The sequence below is a fragment of the Candidatus Methylobacter favarea genome (assembly GCF_902806695.1).
In the GTDB taxonomy this organism is placed as follows: Bacteria; Pseudomonadota; Gammaproteobacteria; order Methylococcales; family Methylomonadaceae; genus Methylobacter_B; species Methylobacter_B favarea.
On sequence record NZ_CADCXN010000091.1, the window covers coordinates 25,513 to 47,338 of the forward strand.

A 21,826-nucleotide genomic window follows, 5' to 3' on the forward strand; every position below is an offset into this window, starting at 1 on the left:
ATATTCATCAAATCACCTTTATCAAGCGGGCGCTGGTCTCACCGGGCAACACGCGGGAATGAACAAAGCCCGGCAGACGAAGCTCTATTTTAGGCGGCTGGCCATGCCAGATCGCCTGCCATCTTATTTTAATTGCTTCAGGCGATGCCGGCTTTTCCGGCTCTATCGTCATCGAGACGGTGCCGAATGCCGTCGGCGCCGGACCGAAGCTTAACGTCTCTTTATGAGACAGCCATGCCGGAAAAATGCCTTCACCCATGATCAGAGCCTCTCCTTCTTCGCGAAGAAAACAGTGACGCATCATGAGAATCCACTCGGCCGCCGCCCATACATGCTGGCCATCGCCCATACAGCCGCCGCCCGTACGCGGGTGGATAGCTTCGGGCCACTGACCGGTCGGCGAGGCCATGCCGGCGACTGCATCCATAAGCTCCCGGTAACGCATATCGCCGGCTCGCAGCAGCACCTGGGCGACATGTAAGGTCAGATAGGCATTGATGCCCGAATGAATCATATCCTGAAAAAAGCCGCCGCCGAAGAAGCAGTTTTTCAGTAGAAACTCTACTGTAGCGCTCAGCCGCAAGTCATCCGGCGGCTGCAATTGCAAGGGATAGCCGCCGGCGAGCGAGCCGATAGCGCCGGCATCCAGCCGACGGTAGGGAGAAGCCGGCATAGCCGCACCGCCAGTGCGTTCAGCGACCAGGTCAAGACTGCGCTCCAGCGCTTGCCGGAAATCCTGAGCCTCATGTTTGAAGGTCTGTCCAAGGGTCTTGTCGCCTAGGTATCCGGCAAGCGCCGCCGCTGCATGCAGGCCGGCAATTCCCCAGAAATCATCCCAGTAATAATAATCATTGGGCCCCAGATGTTCGGCGCTGAAGCCCGCTGGGAAAAGGCCCGCCTGCAGCGCCTGGCCTTCTCCCTTCAAACGCTTGCGCACGATCCAGTTGGCGCCGCGTCGGGCGGCAAGCCACCAATCTGCTTTTGGCGGCCGGTTAGTAACTTCACAGAAGCGGCGCATAATCCAGAGCGCTTCGCCATTGGAATCCCATTCCCCATCCTGCGAGCGGAAATAGCCTGTTGGCGTTTGGCGCGCGGGAAAACGGTCCAGTGCGCGCTCGACGCGCTCGTTAAACCCGGCACACAGCAGGGCATGGAGAATGAAAGCCGCGTCGCGGAACCAGAACCGCTTGTAGGTATAAGGACCCGGATAGATATCGTCGGCGCTGTGCAGCACTAAGGTATGCAGCCCTGCATCGTATAGAAACTGAAAGCGCCTGTCGGGAATGCGCAGCGCACAAGCGCCCTGAAGGCTGCTTGTCCAGGTGGCTGCAGAGGCTGCTGTTTTATTCGTCCATTGCAGAGGCACATGCACCGTGATCGTCCGCGACTGCCCGGCTTCCAGTTTAAACAGCGCCGCGGCCGTAGCCATGCCCACATCGCACTCGGTCTGCTGCTGATCTTCACGATCATTGAGATGAATTGAGACGTCGCCGCCGCGGTAATCCGAAACATGGTGGCGATCAACCGGTGCGCTGAAAGCAATTTTGCATTTTCCATCGACGAGCCAGCCCGTGCGCTCGGGCACGAGTTCTATGCGATTAATAAAACTGACGCCTTCCGGATTGTAAGGCCTGAGCGCCACTGCCAGCCAGCCGGGCCGGCTGCTGCGCGCTTCCAGTTGCAGCTGGCAGACGAGGCTCTCCGATACAGGCTCGACTGATGCCCTAGTGAGCAGCCAGAGATCGCCTTGCGTCGTCTCTGTCGTCACCACCGGACCTTGACTTAATTCCAGACGCTGTATGGTGGCGTCGGCACGCGATGGCAACAGAAGCTCGCCGTCCGATGCAATGACCCATCCGTCCAGCGACCAGCCGTCGTAAATGGGCGTCAGCAGTCCCCGTGGATCGATAATGGGTAAATCGGGGCACTCCGGCCAGCCGATAGCGGTCCAGTTACGATGAGTGAGATTGACATGGGTAATGGAAAAAGCCCTGGGCACGAAGGCATCATCCGCTGGATCAAACTGGCGTTCGATCCAGTAAGGCCATACCCAGTCCAGGTTATGCTGGATGACGCGGCTATTTATTAGCCCGCGGGCATGAAACAGGGCACCGGCGCGCAGCAACTCGACCGGCTGATCCACTTCGGAAGGCTGAGCGAAACGCTGCAGCCCAGCCAGGACTGTCATCGGGTCCAAAAAGCCGTGACTGCGCGCCAGCCGGCGCAACACAAACCGCCACGGCATCCATTTCAGCCACGGCATGGCGGGTCTCCCCAAGCGTCTTCGCGGATCTTTTTAACCCCGGCCTTGCGAACGGTTCGGTGAAAAAAGACGACGGCTTCTGAACTCATGATAAAACCCAAACCATAAAAACCTCATTCCGATGATGCGCGTTCCAAGGCACTATAACTCCTGTCATTACTCAGGCAAATTTTTTGATTCTGATCCGTTTGAATAATCTTCTGGTATGAATAGAGATCGCTAATCAACCCAAAGTTCCTCGCCAGGGAAATGCTTCATCAATTGAGGTTAAGTTATTCAAGATTTTAATCCCCCCCTTATGCGAAAAGATGAATGTGAGGTTGGGCAAATACTGATTAGCGCGTGATGATTATCAAAGCGATTCTTGGCCTTTTCATTGCATAACAGGCTCATTGACCCATGCATTTAGCCACCCGGACACGTCAAGTAAGCTTAAGGTGTGCAATTTTCACACTTGATCGATCACTGGTGTTCAGAAGCTTCCTATTTTCTGGCTTCAATCAACTTGATCATATCGCCGCTGCGCTCATCAATGCGCACCCCATCAAAGGCGCAGGCCTGAATGTGTTTGACCGTAGTCCGGTTGATATGGGTTCCGGCCATCGCAACAACAAGCGGATTGATTAACTGCATGGCGGCTGCCAGCGCCAGGCGTGAACTTAATACCTGTTCCAGCAATAAAAGCTGTCCGCCCGGCTTGCATACCCGATACAGTTCCTTCAATCCTTTCAGGGGCGAGGGCACTGAACAAAAAACAAACGAACCGATAACCGTATCAAAACTGTTGCTGGCAAAGCACAAGGACTGAATATCCATTAATTCCAGATCAACAGTGATGTTTTTTCTGCTCCGCTTGTGCGCCGCCTGCTGCAGCATCTTTTTACTGAAATCAATTGCGGTTATGCGCGCATCTTCAGGATAATAGTCAAAGTTCTTGCCCGTACCTACGCCTACTTCAAGGATATGATATCCCTCCACTTTTTCCCATAATTTTTGACGCCAGGATTTAAAAACCAAGCCTTCCATCACCGCTTCGATGGCGTCGAAATAGGGCGCAATCTGATCATATCGTTTTTGTATGCGGGCGCTGTCAGGCTTCATAATGAATTAGTCATTGATTGGATTGTTGTAGAGCACCGCCAGACTTGATCGCTATCGACTTCCTGTCAGTGCTGCGGACAGATTGTAAAAAGTTTAAATACCGGCCAGCAACGAGAGCAAGCCCCAGAGTCTTGAGGCCAATTGCAGCGATAGGGGAGCCCTCCATATCAAGTCAGTTTAATGATAGCGATGACGGCAGAAATGGTTAGGCCTAACGACCAGAACATGAATCTGTCCAGGCGAGTGGTGATGATGGTTAAATGCTTATCGATTTGCTCAAAGCGCTTGTCCACCTGCTCAAAGCGCTTATCCACCTGCTCGAAACGCTTGTCCACTTGCTCAAAGCGCTTGTTCATATCGGCGCGCATTTCATCAAAACGTTTGTTCATTTCTTCAAAACGCTTGTTGCTGTTCTCAAAGCCCTGCATCATCAACTCGCGCTGATGCTTGAGCTCTTCTTCAACACGGACAATACGCTCGCGGATATCCAGCTCATAACGCACATTGGCATTGGCAAATTCCGGATGCGCAGCCAGGCTTTGTTCGATAAGCTGCTGGATTTGTTGCAGATCTTCTTGAGCAAGCGCCATAATAATGGCTCCATCGGGGAATAGTTTTGATGCCATATTAGCGACAATACAATTAATTGGCAACAGCGCCCTCTGCTTTATTCCGGTTATGAAGTCATCCGATTAACAGCCAAATGGATCAGGAAAATCGGGAATTATAATAGCGGGCTCGCCTTCAATAGCGCATGAAAAATGGAGAAACCGCCTGCAAGATTACAGCCTGCGTTAACAGCACATTCAGAATTTCAAGGCGGGCGCATCCATGAAGTGTACTTGGGAAAGATAAAAAGATGCACTTGCATTCATTGGTGCGAGAGACATGGATTTTTCCGCAAACAGAGCCTGTTTGCCCTTGATAACCAGGCAATACCCGAAGAATCCCAAACGCGACGTCGAACGACAATGCCTGGAAAATTAATGTCAAGGCGCCAACCGCCGCCTCACTGAAGTCTCTATCGGTCTGAGAAGGCAGGCTTCCGTACCAAACCTGGGCTGCGAATTACATCGAGGGATGAGAAGGAGAAAATATCAGAGAGAGGCAGTTTTTTGTATCAATCACGCCTGGCATAAGGCATTGAGCGAGTTTAAAGTGCTGGAAGCGCTTCGGGCGGCAAAAACCGGATCAAATATTGGGCAGATAGCGGCAATGCATTTTGTAACTCTGCATTTGTTGCTTGCCAGGCCAGTTGCTTGCCAATTCGGATTTTGTCGGGTATTTTCAAGATTCGATGAATATTTTTGCCGTTTACCGGGGAGTACCTGCGATAGAGGCAATTCTGATCAGGCAGCATCATCAATGCGTCTATTCGGAAAACCGCACGGAGCCGGCTTGGGCATAACAATATGCTACTGTAAATTCCCTGAACCGAAGCAGCGATTGAATAATCTTATGGTTAGCAAATTTAAGGAGAATAAAGCGCATGAAAAAAAATGAAGCACGGATTAAAGCCTCCGAAATTACCCCGCGCGAATTGTTTTACGCGCGGCGTCGCTTTATGCAATTGGCCGCCGGCGCGTCTGCCGCGGCATTGCTGCCTGAATCGGTCCTGGCCGGCGATAAACTGGCGGACGTTAAAACCTCGGCCTATACCTTGCCGGATAAATTAACGCCGATGGAAGATGTGACCCGATACAACAATTTTTACGAATTCGGCACCGATAAGGAAGATCCGGCCAAAAATGCAGGCCGTTTGAAAACGCGCCCGTGGACGGTAACGGTGGAAGGTGAAGTTAACAAGCCCAAGGTTTTTGATATCGACGAGCTGCTCAAACTGGCGCCGCTGGAAGAGCGCATTTACCGGCTGCGTTGCGTGGAAGCCTGGTCGATGGTAGTGCCCTGGGTGGGATTTTCCCTGGCCGAACTGATTAAACGCGTAGAACCTACCGGCAATGCCAGATTCGTGGAATTTATTTCCCTGCATGATCCGGAGCAAATGCCCGGGCAAAAATTTTCCGTGCTGGAATGGCCTTACCGGGAGGGACTGCGCATGGACGAAGCTATGCATCCTCTGACTTTGCTTGCCGTAGGCCTTTATGGAGAAGTGCTGCCGAATCAGAATGGCGCGCCTGTGCGTGTGGTCATTCCGTGGAAATACGGCTTTAAAAGCGCCAAATCCATCGTACGCATTCTTTTTGCGGAAAAACAGCCGGTATCGAGCTGGACCCAGTCAGCTCCCGGCGAGTACGGCTTTTATGCCAATGTCAACCCGGCTGTCGATCATCCGCGCTGGAGCCAGGCCAAGGAGCGCCGCATCGGCGAATTTCTTAAACGCAAGACCTTGCCGTTTAACGGTTATGCGGATCAGGTTGCGCATCTGTATACGGGAATGGATCTGATTAAAAATTTCTGATGCCATGACTCTCAAGACTCTCGACGCCAGCTTTGTAGAGGGGATAAAAACAGGCGTTTTTTTGCTGGCTCTGGCTCCGTTGATTAAATTGGGAATTGGCTTCTATATTGATGCATTAGGCGCTAATCCTATCGAAAAAATCACTAGGACGACTGGCTACTGGACGCTGACTTTTCTGTTGATTACGCTCTCCATTACTCCAGTCAGGCGATTACTGGGCTGGAATTGGCTGATTCGCCTGCGGCGGATGCTCGGCTTGTTCGCGTTTTTTTACGGCAGTCTGCATTTTCTGACTTATCTCGTGCTGGACCAGTTCTTCGACTGGCCCGCCATAGTCAAGGACATCGTCAAACGGCCCTATATCACCGTGGGCTTTCCTTCTTTTATACTGATGATTCCCTTGGCGATAACCTCAACCGACCGTATGATCAGCAGGTTGGGAGGCAAGCGTTGGCGCTGGCTGCATCGTTTGGTTTATCTGAGCGCAGTGGGCGGCGTGGTGCATTACTGGTGGCTGGTAAAAAAGGATATTACCAACCCGGCCACTTTCGCCTTGCTGCTCGGGATTTTATTGGGTATCCGGCTGATTTACCGGGCGCGCGGTCTTATTAAAGTCAGGCTTGGCCCAAAGACTGTCTCGTCATAAGGGTACCTATGAAGCGGTGGCGAATATTCGGCAGGCCGGTATAATGCTTAATTTAAGGTTAACAGATTTTATTTCACCCGGCCATATCTATGGGATACTACAAGTGTTGGGTTACGCACCAAGGCCGCTAACCCAGCCTAAGGCCCTGTTGGCGCATGACAAAATAATAAATAGAGAATGCACAAATGATAAAAACAAGTTTTACATCTTTAGAGCTATGCGCCGGCGGCGGCGGGCAAGCTTTAGGGCTTGAAATGGCGGGCTTTAGTCATCAAGGGTTGGTAGAAATAGATCGCCAATGCTGCGAAACGCTACGCTTTAACCGCCCGCATTGGCAAGTTTTCGAACAAGACCTAGAGACATTCTGCGGCGCACCTTTCAAGAGTATAGACCTGCTTGCCGGTGGTTTGCCTTGCCCGCCATTTTCAAAGGCTGGCAAGCAGTTAGGTAAGGCCGACGAAAGAAACATGTTTCCGTCGGCTATTCGTCTTATTGATGAAATCCGTCCCCGCGCCGTTATGATTGAAAATGTAAGAGGTATTCTTGACGCGGTTTTTGATGATTACCGGAATTATGTATCAGGAAAAATAGGCAAGCTTGGTTATAAAACCGACTGGCGGCTTTTAAATGCTTCAGACTATGGCGTTCCACAGTTACGCCCCCGCGTGGTTTTTGTCGCCATCCGCAAGGAATACGCCGCAAATTTTGAATGGCCAACCACGAACACATATAACCCGCCAACAGTGGGAGAAACCCTTTTTGATCTTATGGCCGTGGACGGCTGGCGCGGCGCGGCAGCGTGGCGCGATCAAGCTAATCAGATAGCACCCACCATTGTTGGAGGCTCGAAAAAACACGGAGGCCCAGATCTTGGACCGACTCGCGCCCGTAAAGCGTGGTCGGCTTTAGGCGTTGACGGACTTGGTATAATTGATAAAGCACCGGAGCCTGATTTTTTAGGTATGCCGCGCTTAACCGTTCAAATGGTTGCGAGACTTCAAGGTTTCCCCGACGATTGGATTTTTACAGGGAAAAAAACGCCGGCTTACCGGCAAATTGGTAATGCTTTCCCGCCGCCTGTGGCGTGCGCTGTTGCCAACAAAATAAACGCTTGCCTTACCGCAGCCGACCAAGTTATTCAAATAACTACAGCACGAAAAAGGAAAACAGCTTAATGACAGAAAAAAAGAAATCCAGTTCTAAGGAAAAAATAAGACAATTCCTTCTCGCTAACATCGGTAGAGTAATTAAATCCCATGAATTACAAGCAGCGGCTGATGGAGCCGTTCAATACAGCCGACGTCTTCGAGAATTGCGGGAGCAAGAAGGCTGGAAGATTCTTACTCACAATGACAGCCTTGAATTAAAGCCGGGCGAATATCTCTTAACAGAAGCGCCATCGGGCACATTGGATTTAGCTTTTGTTCGAGGTCTATCGTCAAAATTAAGGGCTGAAGTTCTTGATCGTAACGGTTTTACTTGTCAAATGTGCGGACTTACGCCAGGTGATATTGACCCAGGAACAAGGCGCAAGGTTCGGCTTCACATAGGGCATATAAAAGATAAAAGCTTAGGCGGTAAAGATGAATTGTCTAACCTTCGGTCTTTATGCTCAACTTGCAATCAGGGCGCTAAAAATATTACCGCCGAAAAACCAACGGCCATTTGGTTATTATCTCAAATCCGACGCGCGGGCCAAGACGAGCAAAGAGCCGTTTACAATTGGCTTCGCGGAAGGTTCGGAGGTTAAAACCTAAAGTAATGGCATCTGGTGGATAAATTAAGCCCTGCCCGCCGCTCCCAAAATATGAGGGCAATCCGCAGCACGGGAACAAAACCCGAAATTATTGTCCGCCGTCTTGCCCATGCAATGGGCTACCGTTTCCGGCTTCACCGCAAAGACCTTGCAGGCAAGCCGGATATAGTTTTTCCAAGCCGCCGCGCTGTTGTTTTTGTTCATGGCTGTTTTTGGCATCAGCACCAAGACCCGGCTTGCAAGGATGCCCGCCCGCCAAAATCAAACATTGATTACTGGCGCCCTAAACTAACCCGCAACCAAACTCGCGATACTGAACAAGAAGCCGCCCTCCTGGCTCAAGGCTGGCGTGTTCTGGTTATTTGGGAATGCCAAATCAAGGACACGGAAAAGATCAAACAGACGTTAAAAGCATTTCTGGCTTAATTGTTTCATAAATATTGTGGCCCAAGAATATAAAACACAAGAAATGGTAACATCCGGTTTCTAGGATCCCATTTGCTGAGACTATCAGGCTGCTCTGGCCTATATTAATTGAGAATGGGCCCGCATTAATTAAGAACAGCTCTTAGCTGATTCAATACTCTCCTGTGTTATATTTTTTAAAATACCGCAGATACAGGTAAACTTGCTTTCTCGCTACCCGTAAAATGCTTCGGTTTCTTATCGCCAAACCGGGAAAACGTTTCTATCCGTCTATATTGAATTACTACTATTAAAAGGTATTATATGCAGCATTTTCGTCTTTCTTTAATCGTCACAGTCATTTGTCTGGCGGCAGCCTTTTATTGGGGCGGGATAATGGGCGCAGTTATTGCCGTTATTCTCGGAATTCTGGAGGTCAGCCTGTCATTTGATAATGCGGTGGTCAATGCCTCCGTATTAAAGCGCATGGATGAGCGCTGGCAATTCTATTTTTTAACCTGGGGGATTTTGATCGCGGTTTTCGGCATGCGCTTGTTGTTTCCCATTTTGATTGTTGCAGCAGCGACCGGTATCGGCTTTGCGGGCGTGGCGGAGATGGCGTTAAACGATACGGCAACCTATGCGCGGCATTTAACCGAATCCCATGTGCAGATTGCAGCTTTTGGCGGCATGTTTTTATTGATGGTGTTTTTTTCGTTTATTTTTGATGAAGGCAAGGAATTGCATTGGCTGGGACGGATAGAGGAAAAAATAGCCTCGTTTGGAAAGCTTGAAGCGATTGAAATCATATTGGCCCTGGGGGTGCTTTTAATAAGCCAGCACTGGCTGCCCGAGGAAATACGCCTGAAAGCGCTGTTTGCCGGCATTTCAGGTGTGATCCTGTTCGTTATTGTAGACAGTCTTGCGACTTTATTCGAGAGCGAGGAAGAAGGCGAAGAACTGTCTGTGGTGCTGAAAAAAGGCAGCATCATGAGTTTTCTGTATCTGGAGGTACTGGATGCATCATTTTCATTTGACGGTGTTATCGGCGCGTTCGCGATTACCAAGGATGTGATTATTATTATGCTGGGTTTGGCTATCGGCGCCATGTTTGTCCGAAGCCTGACAGTTTATCTGGTGCGCCGGGGCACTCTCGATGAATATGTGTTTCTGGAACATGGCGCCCACTATGCCATTGGCGTACTGGCGGGCATTATGCTGGTAAGCATGCGCTATCATACGCCTGAAGTAGTAACCGGTCTGATCGGCGCCGTTTTGATCGGCCTGTCGGTACTTTCATCGATTCGTTACAAAAAAAAGATGGCATTGATGTAAATGCCATCACTCTTGCGCCGCGGCGGCTGTAACTGGAATTCTCCCCATTAAAGCCGCCGTTATATTTTCATTACTGCACAGGCCTGGATTGGCTTCTCGAAATGCTGGTCACAGATACTTTTTATCACGCTCTCATCGCCGTTAAATCCCGGCCTTTGCGAGCTTTGCTTATTATTCTGGCCATGAGCATCGGCGTGGCTTCGGTTACTGTTTTAACGGCCCTGGGTGAAAGCGCCCGGAGCTATATTGTGCACGAGTTTGAGGCGCTGGGGACGCATCTGGTTATTGTCCTGCCGGGGCGCAATGAAACTACCGGCGGACATCCGCCGCTATTTGGAGAGACGCCGAGGGATTTAACGCTGGATGATGCCGGGGCCCTAGCCGGCAGTCCTTATATAGCCGCGATTGCGCCGCTTACCATCGGCTCTGCGCCGGTTTCAACACGGGGCCTGGAGCGTGAAACCAATATCTTCGGCTCGACTCATGCATTAAAACGGGTGCGTCATCTGAGTATGTCTCAAGGCAGTTTTCTGCCTGAAATGGAAGTCGATCAAGCCCTGTCGGTTTGCGTGATCGGCCAGACCATACGTGAACAACTGTTCGCCAATCAGCCGGCGCTTGGGCAATGGCTGCGTATTAATGACCGCCGCTTCCGGGTGATCGGCGTGTTGGCATCAAAAGGCCAATCCATCGGCGTCGATTTTGATGAAATGGTGATTATTCCAGTGGCCTCTGCCCAGGCTTTATTTGATACCCGCTCATTATTCAGAATTCTTGTGGAAACCAAATCCGAACAGGCGATGCACAAGGCCGTCGAGCAAATCAAAAGCCTGATAAAGGCACGCCATGAAGGGGAGGAGGATATTACTATCATTACCCAGGACAGCGTGGTCGGCACCTTTGATAAAATATTAACGGCATTGACTTTAACGGTAAGCAGTATTGCTGCGATAAGCCTGGCCGTGGCCGGTATTCTGGTGATGAATGTCATGCTGGTCAGCGTTACGCAGCGCACGGCGGAAATCGGCTTGCTTAAGGCATTGGGCGCTACCCGACGTCAATTGCACTGGCTGTTTTTAACCGAGGCGGCCATGCTTTCTGTGGCCGGCGCAGTGTTGGGACTGATAGTGGGACAATTAACCCTTGCGACATTACGGATCGTTTATCCCGCTTTTCCCCTTGAGCTTCCGGTGTGGGCATTGTTTGCCGCGCTGCTCGTGGCCCTGTTTACCGGTCTGGTATTCGGGGTATTGCCGGCTCGGAAAGCGTCCAGGCTGAAACCTGTCGCGGCATTGGCCAAACGCTAGGCAATGCGCTACGCCGACCTGATCTCCCTGTCATACCGGACGGTTATCAGCCATAAACTGCGTTCCTCGCTAACGGCTCTGGGGCTGATTATCGGTATTGCCGCCGTGATTATCCTGACGTCCATAGGCCGCGGCATTCATACTTTTGTACTGGCGGAGTTCACTCAGTTCGGGACTAATCTGGCGAGCGTATTTCCCGGCAAAAAAACTACCTTCGGCCTCTCAGGAGCAACGATAAGCACAGTCAGGCCGTTATCCCTGGCTGATGCAGCCAGTCTGGGCAAACTGGAAAATATTATTAATGTTGTGCCGCTGGTGCAGGGCAATGCCCGCATTGAAGCCGATAACAAACAGCGGCGCAGCAATGTTCTGGGTGTGGGTTCTGCGGTGCCGGAAGTCTGGAAATTAAAAACGGCCAGCGGGCATTTTTTACCCGCAGGCGAGCAAAGCAATCCGCGTCCTCTTGCGGTGTTGGGTAATAAATTAGCGGTGGAATTGTTCGGCACGGCCAGTCCCTTGGGCAAGCGTATCCGCATCGGCAGCGACCGGTATCGGGTCATCGGCGTCATGGAAAAAAAAGGCCAGATGCTGGGTTTTGATATGGATGACACCATCTACATCCCGGCCGCTAAAGCGCTGGAGCTGTTTGACCGGGAAAGCCTGATGCAGATTGACCTGCTGTATAAAAGCAATACGCCGATTGCAACCGTACAGCAAGACATCAAACGCTTGTTAGTCGCCCGGCACGGCGAGGAAGATTTCACGATTGTGACCCAGAATCAAATGCTGGAAGCCATGGATTCCATTTTGAATATCCTGACCATGGCTGTGGCGGCTCTGGGCAGCATTTCCTTGCTGGTCGGCTCGGTCGGCATATTAACGATTATGACTATCGCCGTTTCCGAAAGAATTTCTGAAATCGGCCTGTTGCGCGCCGTTGGCGCGGAGCGGCGAATTATTTTTCAGCTATTTCTGGGCGAGGCCTTAATGCTCAGCATGGCAGGCGGCTTGGCCGGTGTTTTGGCCGGCATACTGGTTGTGCAGATAAGCCGCGTACTACTGCCGGCGCTGCCGGTAGAACTGGCCTGGGCCTATATCGCCGCCGCGTTTGCAGTTTCCTTGCTGATCGGCTTGGTGGCAGGCGTGGCGCCGGCCATGAAAGCGGCCCGTTTGGAGCCGTTGGAAGCTTTACGAACTGAATAAGCGCCAATCTGATCAACAAGGGATCATCAGCTAAAAGAAGAAAGCGTCATACCCCTATTTCGTCCTTCCGGCAGGGAATGCCGGACCAATCCGCCAGGAGCGGGTTGGCATTTACCCCATCGGGGTGCGGGGCAGGAAAGCCCCGCATGAACCCAGAAGCCAGGGAAGGCAAGCCTCATTGCCACATTCACATCCCTGTGGCCTGGATTGCTCACCGCCTCCTTGCGGTTCGGGCTTCGCCCCATGCTGCGCACGTCCAAATTCGCTCCCGGCGAATTAGTCCGGCACTCCTTGCCGGTATAACGCCGTCATCTCAAAAAGTAATAATTTGTTGTAAGATTTCAACATTATCATTGCGCTGTTGCTTGTAACAGAATTGTAATAATAGAGTAATTAAGCTGTCATTTTCCGGCCTTATTCTTGCTCTGGTAATTTTTTAATAACAACCGAGAGCATAAATGAATTTCTCTAAACTTACATTGGCAATCGCAACCCTGTTAGGCGCAAGCGCATCATCCGGGGCTTTTGCTATTGATCTTTATGTGGATACCAAGACCAAGCAGCTTTACGCAGAACCGGGTCCGGGCCGGCAAAAAATGGGATCTTTCGTGCAGGTTGATGAAGCCGCCCCGAAACCTGCGGCTAAAGCCGGGGACACCGATGAAATAGCTGCTGTTCGTGAGGATTTAGCATTAAAAACTAACGAAATTAAAGCGCTTCAAGAACACATGACTGAGACAGAAGCAGTTAAAGTTAAGTTGGGAGATAAAGGTCTGGAAATTGAATCCAGTGACAAGAATTTTAAAATGGCTATGGGCGGACGTCTGCAGCTTGATGGTCAATTCAACGAAAATGATCACAATATTCCGCAAAATGCACGGTTGAATAATGGCGCAGGCGTTCGTCGCGGCCGTTACCATATGGAAGGCACGCTTTACAAAGATTACGATTTCAAATTTGAATATGATTTCGTTCGCGGCAACGGCTCAACTGCAGCCGGTATCACCGATGCGTGGGCAGAATATACAGGCTTCAAGCCCTTCTCGGTTACAGTCGGACAATTTAAAGAGCCGTTCAGCTTGGAATCCGTTACAAGTAATCGCTTCCTAACCTTCGTAGAGCGTTCATTGCCTAATAATGCTTTTATAGAATTCGCTAATCCCTATCTATTAGGTATTAGCGGCCAATCCTTTGGGGAAAGATGGACTGCGCGCGCCGCACTCCAGGCAGAACCAATCGGCGGCGGCGGCTACAACAATAATTCATCGTTAAATAATCAAGGCAATGCTAACCGGAATGGCCCAAGCGGCAATCCAACTTATGGGGTTACAGGTCGTGCAACTTTTCTGCCGATTTTTAACAGCAAGACCGAATTACTCCATATAGGCGCCTCAGGCTCCTACCGTACCGTTAACAATACCAATAATGGCGCCAACGCTGCTACTGCGGCCGCCACCGGCGGCGCTAACACCACAAGCCCAACTGGCTTGGCATTCGCCAGCCAAGTGAGCGATGTAGACCGCTCCAATTGGGCAAATACCGGGATATTAACTGATACTTTAGGCACGCCAAACAGAAGAGTATTAAAGGATTATTACCGGGTAGGTGCCGAGTTAGCGGGCATACACGGCCCTCTTTCTTTCCAAAGTGAATATATACGTACTCAACTCAACGGTACAACCTATGATTCAAGCGATCATTTAGATGGCTATTATGTATATGCCACTTATTTTCTGACAGGGGAATCGCGTACTTATGATGCCAAGAAAGGGGCGTTCGGGCGTCAAAAACCAAATCGTAACTTCGACCTTAAAAATGGCGGCTGGGGTGCGTGGGAAGTGGCTTCCCGCTTTGATGCGCTGGACATGAATACAGCTCATGTTAATGGCGGGCGTCTCCAAAGTGGAACATTGGCTTTAAACTGGTACCTCAATCCTCATGTACGAGTTATGTTAGATTATTCTCATATATTCAGTAATAAAACCATTAATACAGGCTTTGTTGGAGGAACTCGCGGAAGCCTCGCTTCCAATACCAGCGGGCAAAACCCGGACATATTTATGGTACGTACTCAACTCGACTGGTAACGACTATATAAGATTTGCTTGATCTAAAAAATTATTATCAGTGACAATCCGGCGTGAATTTCCCTCAACGCAAGCTATGATTAGCTTAAAGAGTCGCTGAACCAGGCCGCACTGGCTTTAATAAGTGCGGCTTTTTTTATGTGCCAGAATTCATATATCCTATGCAGTCTGCGAAGCTTATCAAGCTTTCAGCAAGACCTTATTCATAGCTGTATATATGGAACTGACATTGAAAACTTGTAATATTATCAAACTGCTGCCGATACTAATTCTGGGTGCTTGCGCATCGGCCCCGACAGCACCCTATGGTTGGGGTATAGAGCCTGTCAGTCTCTATGATTCGGGCTATGAAAAAGGTACGGAAATTATCAGCGTGCAGCCATCCACTTTGCGAGCGGTGCTCAGCAATTTCGAGACCGGTGAAGTTGATGTGCTGGATATCAGCCATCCCCGTCACTTGCAGAGAATAGCGCGTTTCGACCTGAAACTAAACAACGGGGAAGAATTGACCTCGGTGGCTTTTCATCCTTCTCTGAACATGTTTGCGGCAGTGATTGATGCCGGCAGCAGTCCCGGCAGGCTGGAAATTCGTTCGGCGTCAACCGGTGAAATGATAGACCGCAACGCTGTCGGCTTTGGGCCTGATTCAGTGGTTTTTTCTAAAGACGGCAAGCTTGCGCTGATCGCAAATGAAGGGGAAGACTTTTTGTTTGAGCCCTCAAAAAATCAGTTTTTTAAGCCGGAGGGCAGTATCTCGATTATTCATCTGAATCTATCTGGCCATATCAAAAGCCACAAAAATCTTGAGCTGGCAAACATGCTCAATTATGAAGGGTTTGTTGTCAGCCAAGGCGGGAGATTCCTGGAAAGAGACATCGACTGGAACGGCGACGGCGTCATCAGTAAGCAGATGGATTTTGATGGTAATGGGGTTATAGAAAAGAAAAAAGTCAATTTGGGCCACTTTGAAGGTCATGATGTTTTTGGCGTCGAAACCCATGGCGAACGGAAGCTGCTAATTCCTGTAAAAACCCATTCTCCAGCCTTGTTGGAGCCCGAATATATCGCCATTACGCCCGATGCGAGCAAAGCTTATGTGACTTTACAGGAAGACGATGTGGTAGCGGTCGTCGATTTGATCAACGAACAGATTATCAGCTACTACGGTCTGGGGGCCGCCCGGCATAAAACCGATGCCCGCTATGACGGCTGGGTAAAATTTGACCAATCGATGACAGGTCTGCGCGAACCCGACGGCATTGCGATGGCGGCCAGCGGCCGTTATTTTGTTACCGCCGATGAAGGCGACACCGAACCGGATGCTTCTCCATCTTCGGGGAAGCAGCCGGTCGGCGGCGGACGCTCGGTCAGTGTTTTTGATGCGGCGACCGGCACCTTGCTTGGCGATACCGGCAATCAACTGGACGAGATTGCCTTCGGAAATAAAGTCTATCCAGAACTGCGCAGCAACAAAAAAGGCTCGGAACCTGAAATGCTCGTTTCGTTTGATCTTGACGGCCTGCCTTTTGTAGCCGTCGGCATGGAAAGAGCCGGTGCAATTGAATTGATTTCCCTAGCCGACCCGTTTCATCCTGAAGTCGTCGCGCTGGGCAAGATTGCCGGCGATGAAAACAAGTCGCCCGAAGGGATCGAGCATTTTATAATTAACGGCGAGCATTATCTGCTGACGGCCAATGAAATGAGCGGAACGGTTGAATGTTTTAAAATTGTTAGAATCAATCCGCTTAGCGGACAGTAATACCGTTGACAGTCCATTGGCGGGAGGTGAATCCCTGAAGTCAGCACATTCCGGGTAGCCTCGTAGGCTGGAAAGTGAGAGCTTCAAGATTTAGATTAGCCTTAATTTGGTTATTTTCATCAAGTCTTACTTGCCTTGCTGATCAGTAATATCGCGTTGTGTTGTCTTTCAATAACAAGTGATGTCTTAAAACCCCGCCAGCTTTATCAGGTCACCCTTGCTGACGTGATAGTTTTTACTCAACCCAATCAAAACAATCAACGGATGGATTTATATTGAACCCCAACTTTTCCGTCCAGCCTGATAACTTCAGTTCCCTGATGCTGTTTGGCTTAAGCCTGAGCAATTATGCGTTAATGTATTGGGCGAATATTTTTTTGGACAGGCATCTGGCTATCAACGCGTTTGATGATTACAGCGTGGCGGTTTCCATCGTCACTTTGCTATCGACATTGGCCACTTTGGGATTGGAAAAGTACGCGCTGCGTGTGATTGCTCTCTATATTGAGCGCGAAAACTGGCCGCGCTTGCGCGGGTTTTGGCTGTTTTCGCTGCGCGTTATCGTCCTTTTCAGCCTATTGCTGATGGGCGTACTCAGTCTGGGACTGGAAACTTTTTTGGCTTTGCATAATGCTGATTATCATATTGCGATTGTAATTTATGCGGGCTTTCTGCCCGTGATTGCACTTTGCCTGTTTTTGATTGAAGTAATTACAGTCTACGGTGTGCAGATCCTGGCTTTAACGTTGTATCGTTTTTTTCTGCCTGCGGTGTTTTTGCTGCTGATTACCGCGTTAGACGATTTCCAGCTTGAAGTAACGGCTGTTTCTGCGGTGCTGTGTCTTGGCACAGCCTGGTGTTTGACGCTGATACTGATGCTGATTACGGCGCGGGCCGCCAGTCCTGGAGAGCTCGGAAAGACAAAAGCAAACTTGAAAAACCGGCCTTTGTGGCTGAAAAATTCTCTGCCATTATTGATAAGCAGTGTAATGATGACAGTGCTCACCAGCGCCGGCACTATTATTCTGGAAGTATTGCATCCCTCTGAAGCGGTGGTGGGTATTTACGCGGTCGCCATGCAAACAACGGCCTTAATTTCGCTGATCGGCACCTCGACCAATCGTTATTATTTGCCGATGCTGGTGGTTTTGCTGGAGCGGCGCGACCAGTGCGCCATTAATGCTTTACTCCATAAGCGCATGCGTTTGATTGCCGGTTTTATGATAGTTTTTATCAGCATTATCGGCGTTTGTGGGCGGCAAATACTTGAACTGTTTGGTTCAGAATTTTCAGAGGGTTACGCGACTTTATTCATTACTGCGGCCGGAGCTGCATTCAGCACACTGTTTTCCGATTCACCGTATTACCTGCACTTTGTGGGTCGCAATGGTTTGGTAGTCAGTTTAATGTCAGCGGCTGCGATGAGTATGGTAGCCCTGAGTTTTATTCTGGGTTACCGCTACGGTTCAACTGGCGTTGCCCTGGCTTACGCTGTGCCGACAATGCTGCTGTTTTCCAGCCTGAAATGGCTGGCTAATCGGGATATGCGCAGCCTGTTTGCAATCAATGCGCCACCGGTTTCGACAAGCCGTAGAACGCACTGAGAAACAAGGCTGATTCTGCAGCCCTGATTTGATATGATCCGTGGCGCACTTATCGTAGAGCCTGGATTTATTCGGATTTGCTACCCCTCACTTTGTATAGACGGGCCTTAACTTAAAGCCTATCAGGCAGAACAGGCTGACATCAATTTTAACGGTTGATCCTGATTCGCTCCTTATTTTCGAAGGTGCTGACCAGTTGCAAAGTATTATTTTATTAACAATGCCTGTTGTTAAACCGGTTCCGGTCTTGCAGCTTGTGCTCGTTATCCAGCGAAACAAGAATAAAAAAGGCCGCTATTAACTAGCGGCCGAGTGCTGCCTTCAGTCCTGGAACAATTTACTCATCCTATTCATGATATTTTCTGGGCTTAAAGCCGGTAATCCTGATCAAATCGTCAGTTGCGTAGTCATCGCGAGGCGCGCAATCGCTGCCGGCAACGCACGCCATATCATTGCTGTGCTGAACATGAACATAAGCCGTTTTGCCATCAGCGGTGAAGGCAAATCCGGTAGGCTCGGCGCTGCTGTCGCGAACAGACAGGACTTTCACGCAGCCGTCGGTTTTAACGTCACGATCTTCACCGTCAGGCAAACACGCCCATATATCACCGAAAGGATTGTCTTCGATTACATACATATTGCCGGTGACAGGCTGGAAAGCCAGATTATCAGGCTGGTTAAGATCGGTATCGCCTTCTACTACACGGTTAGCCGCAGCCACTGCAAAGCCTTTGGACTCTGTGCTGTCGGCCAGATAAGTCAGGCCGTTGGCGTTGACATCAGGATTATTGACGGTTTTTTCACCGCTGCCTGCCGGATTGGCATCAATCAGGCAAACCACTTCGCCATAGTTTTGAGCGCCGCTATTGCCGGTATTAGTCCAGCAGAACTTTACGCCTGCATCGGTGTACATGGGATCGAAATGACCATCTTCGGGACGGTAAAAACCGGTCGCAGAGTTAGCGAAAGCCGAGGCGCGCAAGTTAGCCGTATCAACTTTTACCCAGGCGCCTTCGCCGATTTCACAGCCTTGGCCGAATTGCGGAAAGCTGCTGCTGGTTCTGGACTGGCAAGAAGCCTGAAAAGCATAGACATTGCCAGCCGCCAGCGGCGACTGATCCAGGCGCCTGACAGGCGTGCCGTCCCAAAGCGCAGCAGGGACAAACTTGAACAGACTGCCGCCGTCAGCATCAGGGCCGCCCGATCCCGGACGTTCTTCGTCACCGTAATAAACCACACCTTCATGAGTGATATCAAGCCCTTCCCATGCCAGCTTGCCGACCGCGCCGCGATATTCCACTTGCCCTGTTACGGCATGGCCCGTACTGTCAATTGTGTCGCTTGTGCCGCGTGCGACCAACGTCAGTTCAGAGGCAGTCATCGGATTAAGAATTTCATACAGACCGCCGTCATCGGCTTCTTCTGTGGCAACAATAGTATTCCAGGGCGTGCGGCGAATTCCATCGCAACGGGTCATGCCGCGCAGAATCGTTTTTACTTTGCCGCTGATCAGATTGACTGTTTGTATGGAAGGCTTCAGTTTGGGTTTGCCGTCAGGATACGTACCGACGGCAGCGTTATCGGCTTCGACGCAGCTGACGATATGAGTAGGCGTCGAATCGTTAGGCCAGAAAGCTAGCATATCTGAATTTTGCGCGGATTTTCGCGTGACAATCCTGGCATCTAGGCCGGGCGCCACGTTAATCAGATCCAATGCCGATTGCAGTGGAACTCGCGGTACAGTTACACTCTCAGGAGCGTCTAAAGGATTGATAATGCCAAAGTATTTGTTGGCATGGGCGGCCAGGTGATGCTGAACTTTCATGCCGAAATCATCGGCCGCGGCTACAATACCCGGCAAGGTCAGGCTTATAGTCAAAATTAGGGGTTTTTTCATTATAGGCTCTCCTGGTTTAGTTTTTAATCGGCTAATGGCTGATGCCACTAACCTTAGACTGGCACTATAAGGGCCTCTTATTAATAACTAGTTACAGTTTCGTGAATATTATGTGAATGTAAACCGGAAAGTGTTTGATAGTTGGCAGGCAGTAAACGTGTTGGCGATTATTATCGCTTCCACTATTTCATCAGGGCGACTTGCTGCTACTGACTTGTTCCCTATCCAGGGTGTCGGAGATAGCCCAGGTTTGCCCAGTTACGGTTTTGAGTTAAAAGCGGGGAGCGGGGACAGCTACTATAGCCCCTAAGTAAGACGGAAAATCTGCTAGCGTTTGTCTGATTTACTATATTCTCGATTTTCAAGAAATTTCAAAATGGCAAACGTGAGCCACCCGACCATGACCAGTCCAAGCGTAAAAATACTGTAGGAGATGGGCCAGGGTATGCCTTTTGTCATCATGGTGAATTCGGACATGCCGCCGATGCCGGCCAAGACATTGAGCGGCATAAAGACCACGCTGACTACTGTCAAGCGTTTAACGACCTTGTTCTGGTTAATATTGATGAAGCCTACGGCGGCATCCATCAGAAAGTTGATCTTGTCGAAAAGAAAGGCAGTATGGCCGTCCAGGGATTCAATATCGCGCAGTATCTGTTGAGAGTACTCCTGCTGCTCTTTGCCAAGAAACTTGCCGCGCATCAGAAAAGAGACGGCACGGCGCGTATCCATGACATTCCGGCGGATACGCCCGTTCAGGTCCTCTTCATTGGCAATGTCGATTAATATTCTGGCGGCTTCCTTATCGCTCATTTGCTTGCTAAGCACATGATTGCCGACGGTTTCCAAAGCCAGATAAACATCTTCGAGCGCGTCAGCCGAATATTCGGCATTGGCCGCATAAAGATCCAGCAGCATATCCCGGGCGTCGGAAACATAATTGGCTTGACTGAGCGCACGCAAACGCTGAAGCCGGAACACCGGGAGCTCTTCCTTGCGAATCGAGAATAAAATATCCTGATACAGAATGAAGGCGACAACGACATTGCGTGAGATGTCGCCCTTGTCAAGCAAAAAATCCGAATGCAAATGGATTTCGCCGTTTTCTTCCACATAGAAGCGCGCGCTTGATTCCAGATCACTCAATTTATCGGGGTCAGGAAATTCTATCCCGAAAATATCGCCGATTCCTATTCGATCCTCAAACGTCGGCGCCACCAAATCTATCCAGACAGGTTTGGCCTCAAGCAAGTCCCGGGGCGTGTTAATCGAAATTTCGTGCAAGCGGCCCTCGTGTAAATTAAAAGCCTTGATTCTGGATTTTTCTGTCTTGTAGTCCTGTTTTTCAAGTATTTGCAGAATTGAAGCGGGGGCGTCCGGCAGAAGAGCTTGCTTATGATCATCATCGAGCTGCTCCCAGATCAGCACTTGCTCTTCGGGCGCCACATGTTTCAGAATAGAGGCAATTTCCGCAGGCGGCAAATGATTAAGTATCTGCTGCAATTGCGCCATATTTTCTTTATGCACGAGCGTCTCCACCAGATCATGGTGGGGCATGTCCTGTTTATGCACCAACTCTGCAATAAGCTTGTGCTTTATCAAAATATCATATACAGCTTGCTGGCTATTATAATGTTGAGCGGTCGGGTCTTTTTGCATAGCGGATTAACAGGGTTTAGCACAGTATGCCGGCGGATGATGAACGGGCCGAGTATTTGATGTGAAGGCAATTCTATCAAAGCGCTGTGATTTGTCGCGATTTTTATTCTGCCTTTCCAACTTCCCAGGCAACGGCTGATGACAGGCAGGCTCTGCTATTGCTTCATGTCGGCTTTGAAGAAGAGCCGTCGGTATAAATAAATTCAAATTACGGCAGTCGCTATAAGGCCGGCCTATAGTTAAAACCCTTCTGACGCTGATTTTTCATACTCTTGTCACCACCCTTTCACATTGATGAGTTATCGTTAAACCCATGCGTTACCGGATTAATTACGCCTTTGTCGAATTTTCCTGATGACTATCCGCCTGGGGCAAAAGGTAAGCA

General features: G+C 50.0%; 16 protein-coding genes. 11 read left to right on the plus strand and 5 right to left on the minus strand.

The window, feature by feature from the left end:
• Positions 1-7 precede the first annotated feature (7 nt).
• The 3 genes from HUX64_RS14485 to HUX64_RS14495 form a co-directional block, all read right to left on the minus strand.
• On the minus strand, positions 8-2,263 hold the full coding sequence (locus tag HUX64_RS14485) for a hypothetical protein (RefSeq protein ID WP_174626931.1): 2,256 nt from the start codon (positions 2,261-2,263) through the stop codon (positions 8-10).
• A gap of 483 nt (positions 2,264-2,746) precedes the next feature.
• The gene (locus HUX64_RS14490) at positions 2,747-3,364 is read right to left on the minus strand and encodes a class I SAM-dependent methyltransferase (protein ID WP_174626932.1); all 618 of its coding nucleotides are present in this window, start codon (positions 3,362-3,364) and stop codon (positions 2,747-2,749) included.
• A 167-nt stretch (positions 3,365-3,531) separates the two neighbouring features.
• On the minus strand, positions 3,532-3,990 hold the full coding sequence (locus tag HUX64_RS14495) for a hypothetical protein (protein ID WP_217426551.1): 459 nt from the start codon (positions 3,988-3,990) through the stop codon (positions 3,532-3,534).
• 863 nt (positions 3,991-4,853) lie between these two features.
• Between HUX64_RS14495 and msrP the strand changes: the two genes are divergently transcribed.
• The 11 genes from msrP (at position 4,854) to HUX64_RS14550 (ending at position 17,885) form a co-directional block, all read left to right on the plus strand.
• Positions 4,854-5,783 (plus strand): protein-methionine-sulfoxide reductase catalytic subunit MsrP, encoded by a 930-nt coding sequence (gene msrP, locus HUX64_RS14500; protein ID WP_174626933.1) that lies wholly within the window; start codon positions 4,854-4,856, stop codon positions 5,781-5,783.
• Positions 5,784-5,787: 4 nt separating this feature from the next.
• Positions 5,788-6,429, plus strand: coding sequence for a protein-methionine-sulfoxide reductase heme-binding subunit MsrQ (locus tag HUX64_RS14505; protein WP_174626934.1), 642 nt, complete (start codon positions 5,788-5,790; stop codon positions 6,427-6,429).
• Between the two features lie 185 nt (positions 6,430-6,614).
• Positions 6,615-7,604, plus strand: a complete 990-nt coding sequence (locus HUX64_RS14510; protein ID WP_174626935.1) for a DNA cytosine methyltransferase — start codon at positions 6,615-6,617, stop codon at positions 7,602-7,604.
• Positions 7,604-8,179 (plus strand): HNH endonuclease, encoded by a 576-nt coding sequence (locus tag HUX64_RS14515; protein WP_174626936.1) that lies wholly within the window; start codon positions 7,604-7,606, stop codon positions 8,177-8,179. The genes HUX64_RS14510 and HUX64_RS14515 overlap by 1 nt, the downstream gene beginning before the upstream one ends.
• Before the next feature lie 21 nt (positions 8,180-8,200).
• Positions 8,201-8,611, plus strand: coding sequence for a very short patch repair endonuclease (locus HUX64_RS14520; protein WP_246247041.1), 411 nt, complete (start codon positions 8,201-8,203; stop codon positions 8,609-8,611).
• A 303-nt stretch (positions 8,612-8,914) separates the two neighbouring features.
• Positions 8,915-9,925, plus strand: coding sequence for a DUF475 domain-containing protein (locus HUX64_RS14525; protein ID WP_174626937.1), 1,011 nt, complete (start codon positions 8,915-8,917; stop codon positions 9,923-9,925).
• A gap of 101 nt (positions 9,926-10,026) precedes the next feature.
• The gene (locus HUX64_RS14530) at positions 10,027-11,232 is read left to right on the plus strand and encodes an ABC transporter permease (RefSeq protein WP_174626938.1); all 1,206 of its coding nucleotides are present in this window, start codon (positions 10,027-10,029) and stop codon (positions 11,230-11,232) included.
• Between the two features lie 3 nt (positions 11,233-11,235).
• The gene (locus HUX64_RS14535) at positions 11,236-12,435 is read left to right on the plus strand and encodes an ABC transporter permease (RefSeq protein ID WP_174626939.1); all 1,200 of its coding nucleotides are present in this window, start codon (positions 11,236-11,238) and stop codon (positions 12,433-12,435) included.
• Between the two features lie 542 nt (positions 12,436-12,977).
• Positions 12,978-14,522 (plus strand): OprO/OprP family phosphate-selective porin, encoded by a 1,545-nt coding sequence (locus tag HUX64_RS14540; protein WP_174626940.1) that lies wholly within the window; start codon positions 12,978-12,980, stop codon positions 14,520-14,522.
• A 229-nt stretch (positions 14,523-14,751) separates the two neighbouring features.
• A complete protein-coding gene (locus tag HUX64_RS14545) occupies positions 14,752-16,281 on the plus strand; it encodes a choice-of-anchor I domain-containing protein (protein ID WP_174626941.1) in 1,530 nt (509 codons plus the stop codon).
• A gap of 275 nt (positions 16,282-16,556) precedes the next feature.
• Positions 16,557-17,885: a lipopolysaccharide biosynthesis protein gene (locus HUX64_RS14550; protein WP_174626942.1), complete on the plus strand. Its 1,329-nt coding sequence runs from the start codon at positions 16,557-16,559 to the stop codon at positions 17,883-17,885.
• 346 nt (positions 17,886-18,231) lie between these two features.
• Here HUX64_RS14550 and HUX64_RS14555 read toward each other — a convergent pair whose 3' ends face one another.
• Together HUX64_RS14555 and HUX64_RS14560 are read right to left on the minus strand one after the other, a co-directional pair.
• Entirely contained in the window at positions 18,232-19,782 is a 1,551-nt protein-coding gene (locus tag HUX64_RS14555; RefSeq protein WP_174626943.1) for an alkaline phosphatase PhoX, read from the minus strand.
• 327 nt (positions 19,783-20,109) lie between these two features.
• Entirely contained in the window at positions 20,110-21,441 is a 1,332-nt protein-coding gene (locus tag HUX64_RS14560) for a CorA family divalent cation transporter (protein WP_174626944.1), read from the minus strand.
• Between the last annotated feature and the right edge of the window lie 385 nt (positions 21,442-21,826).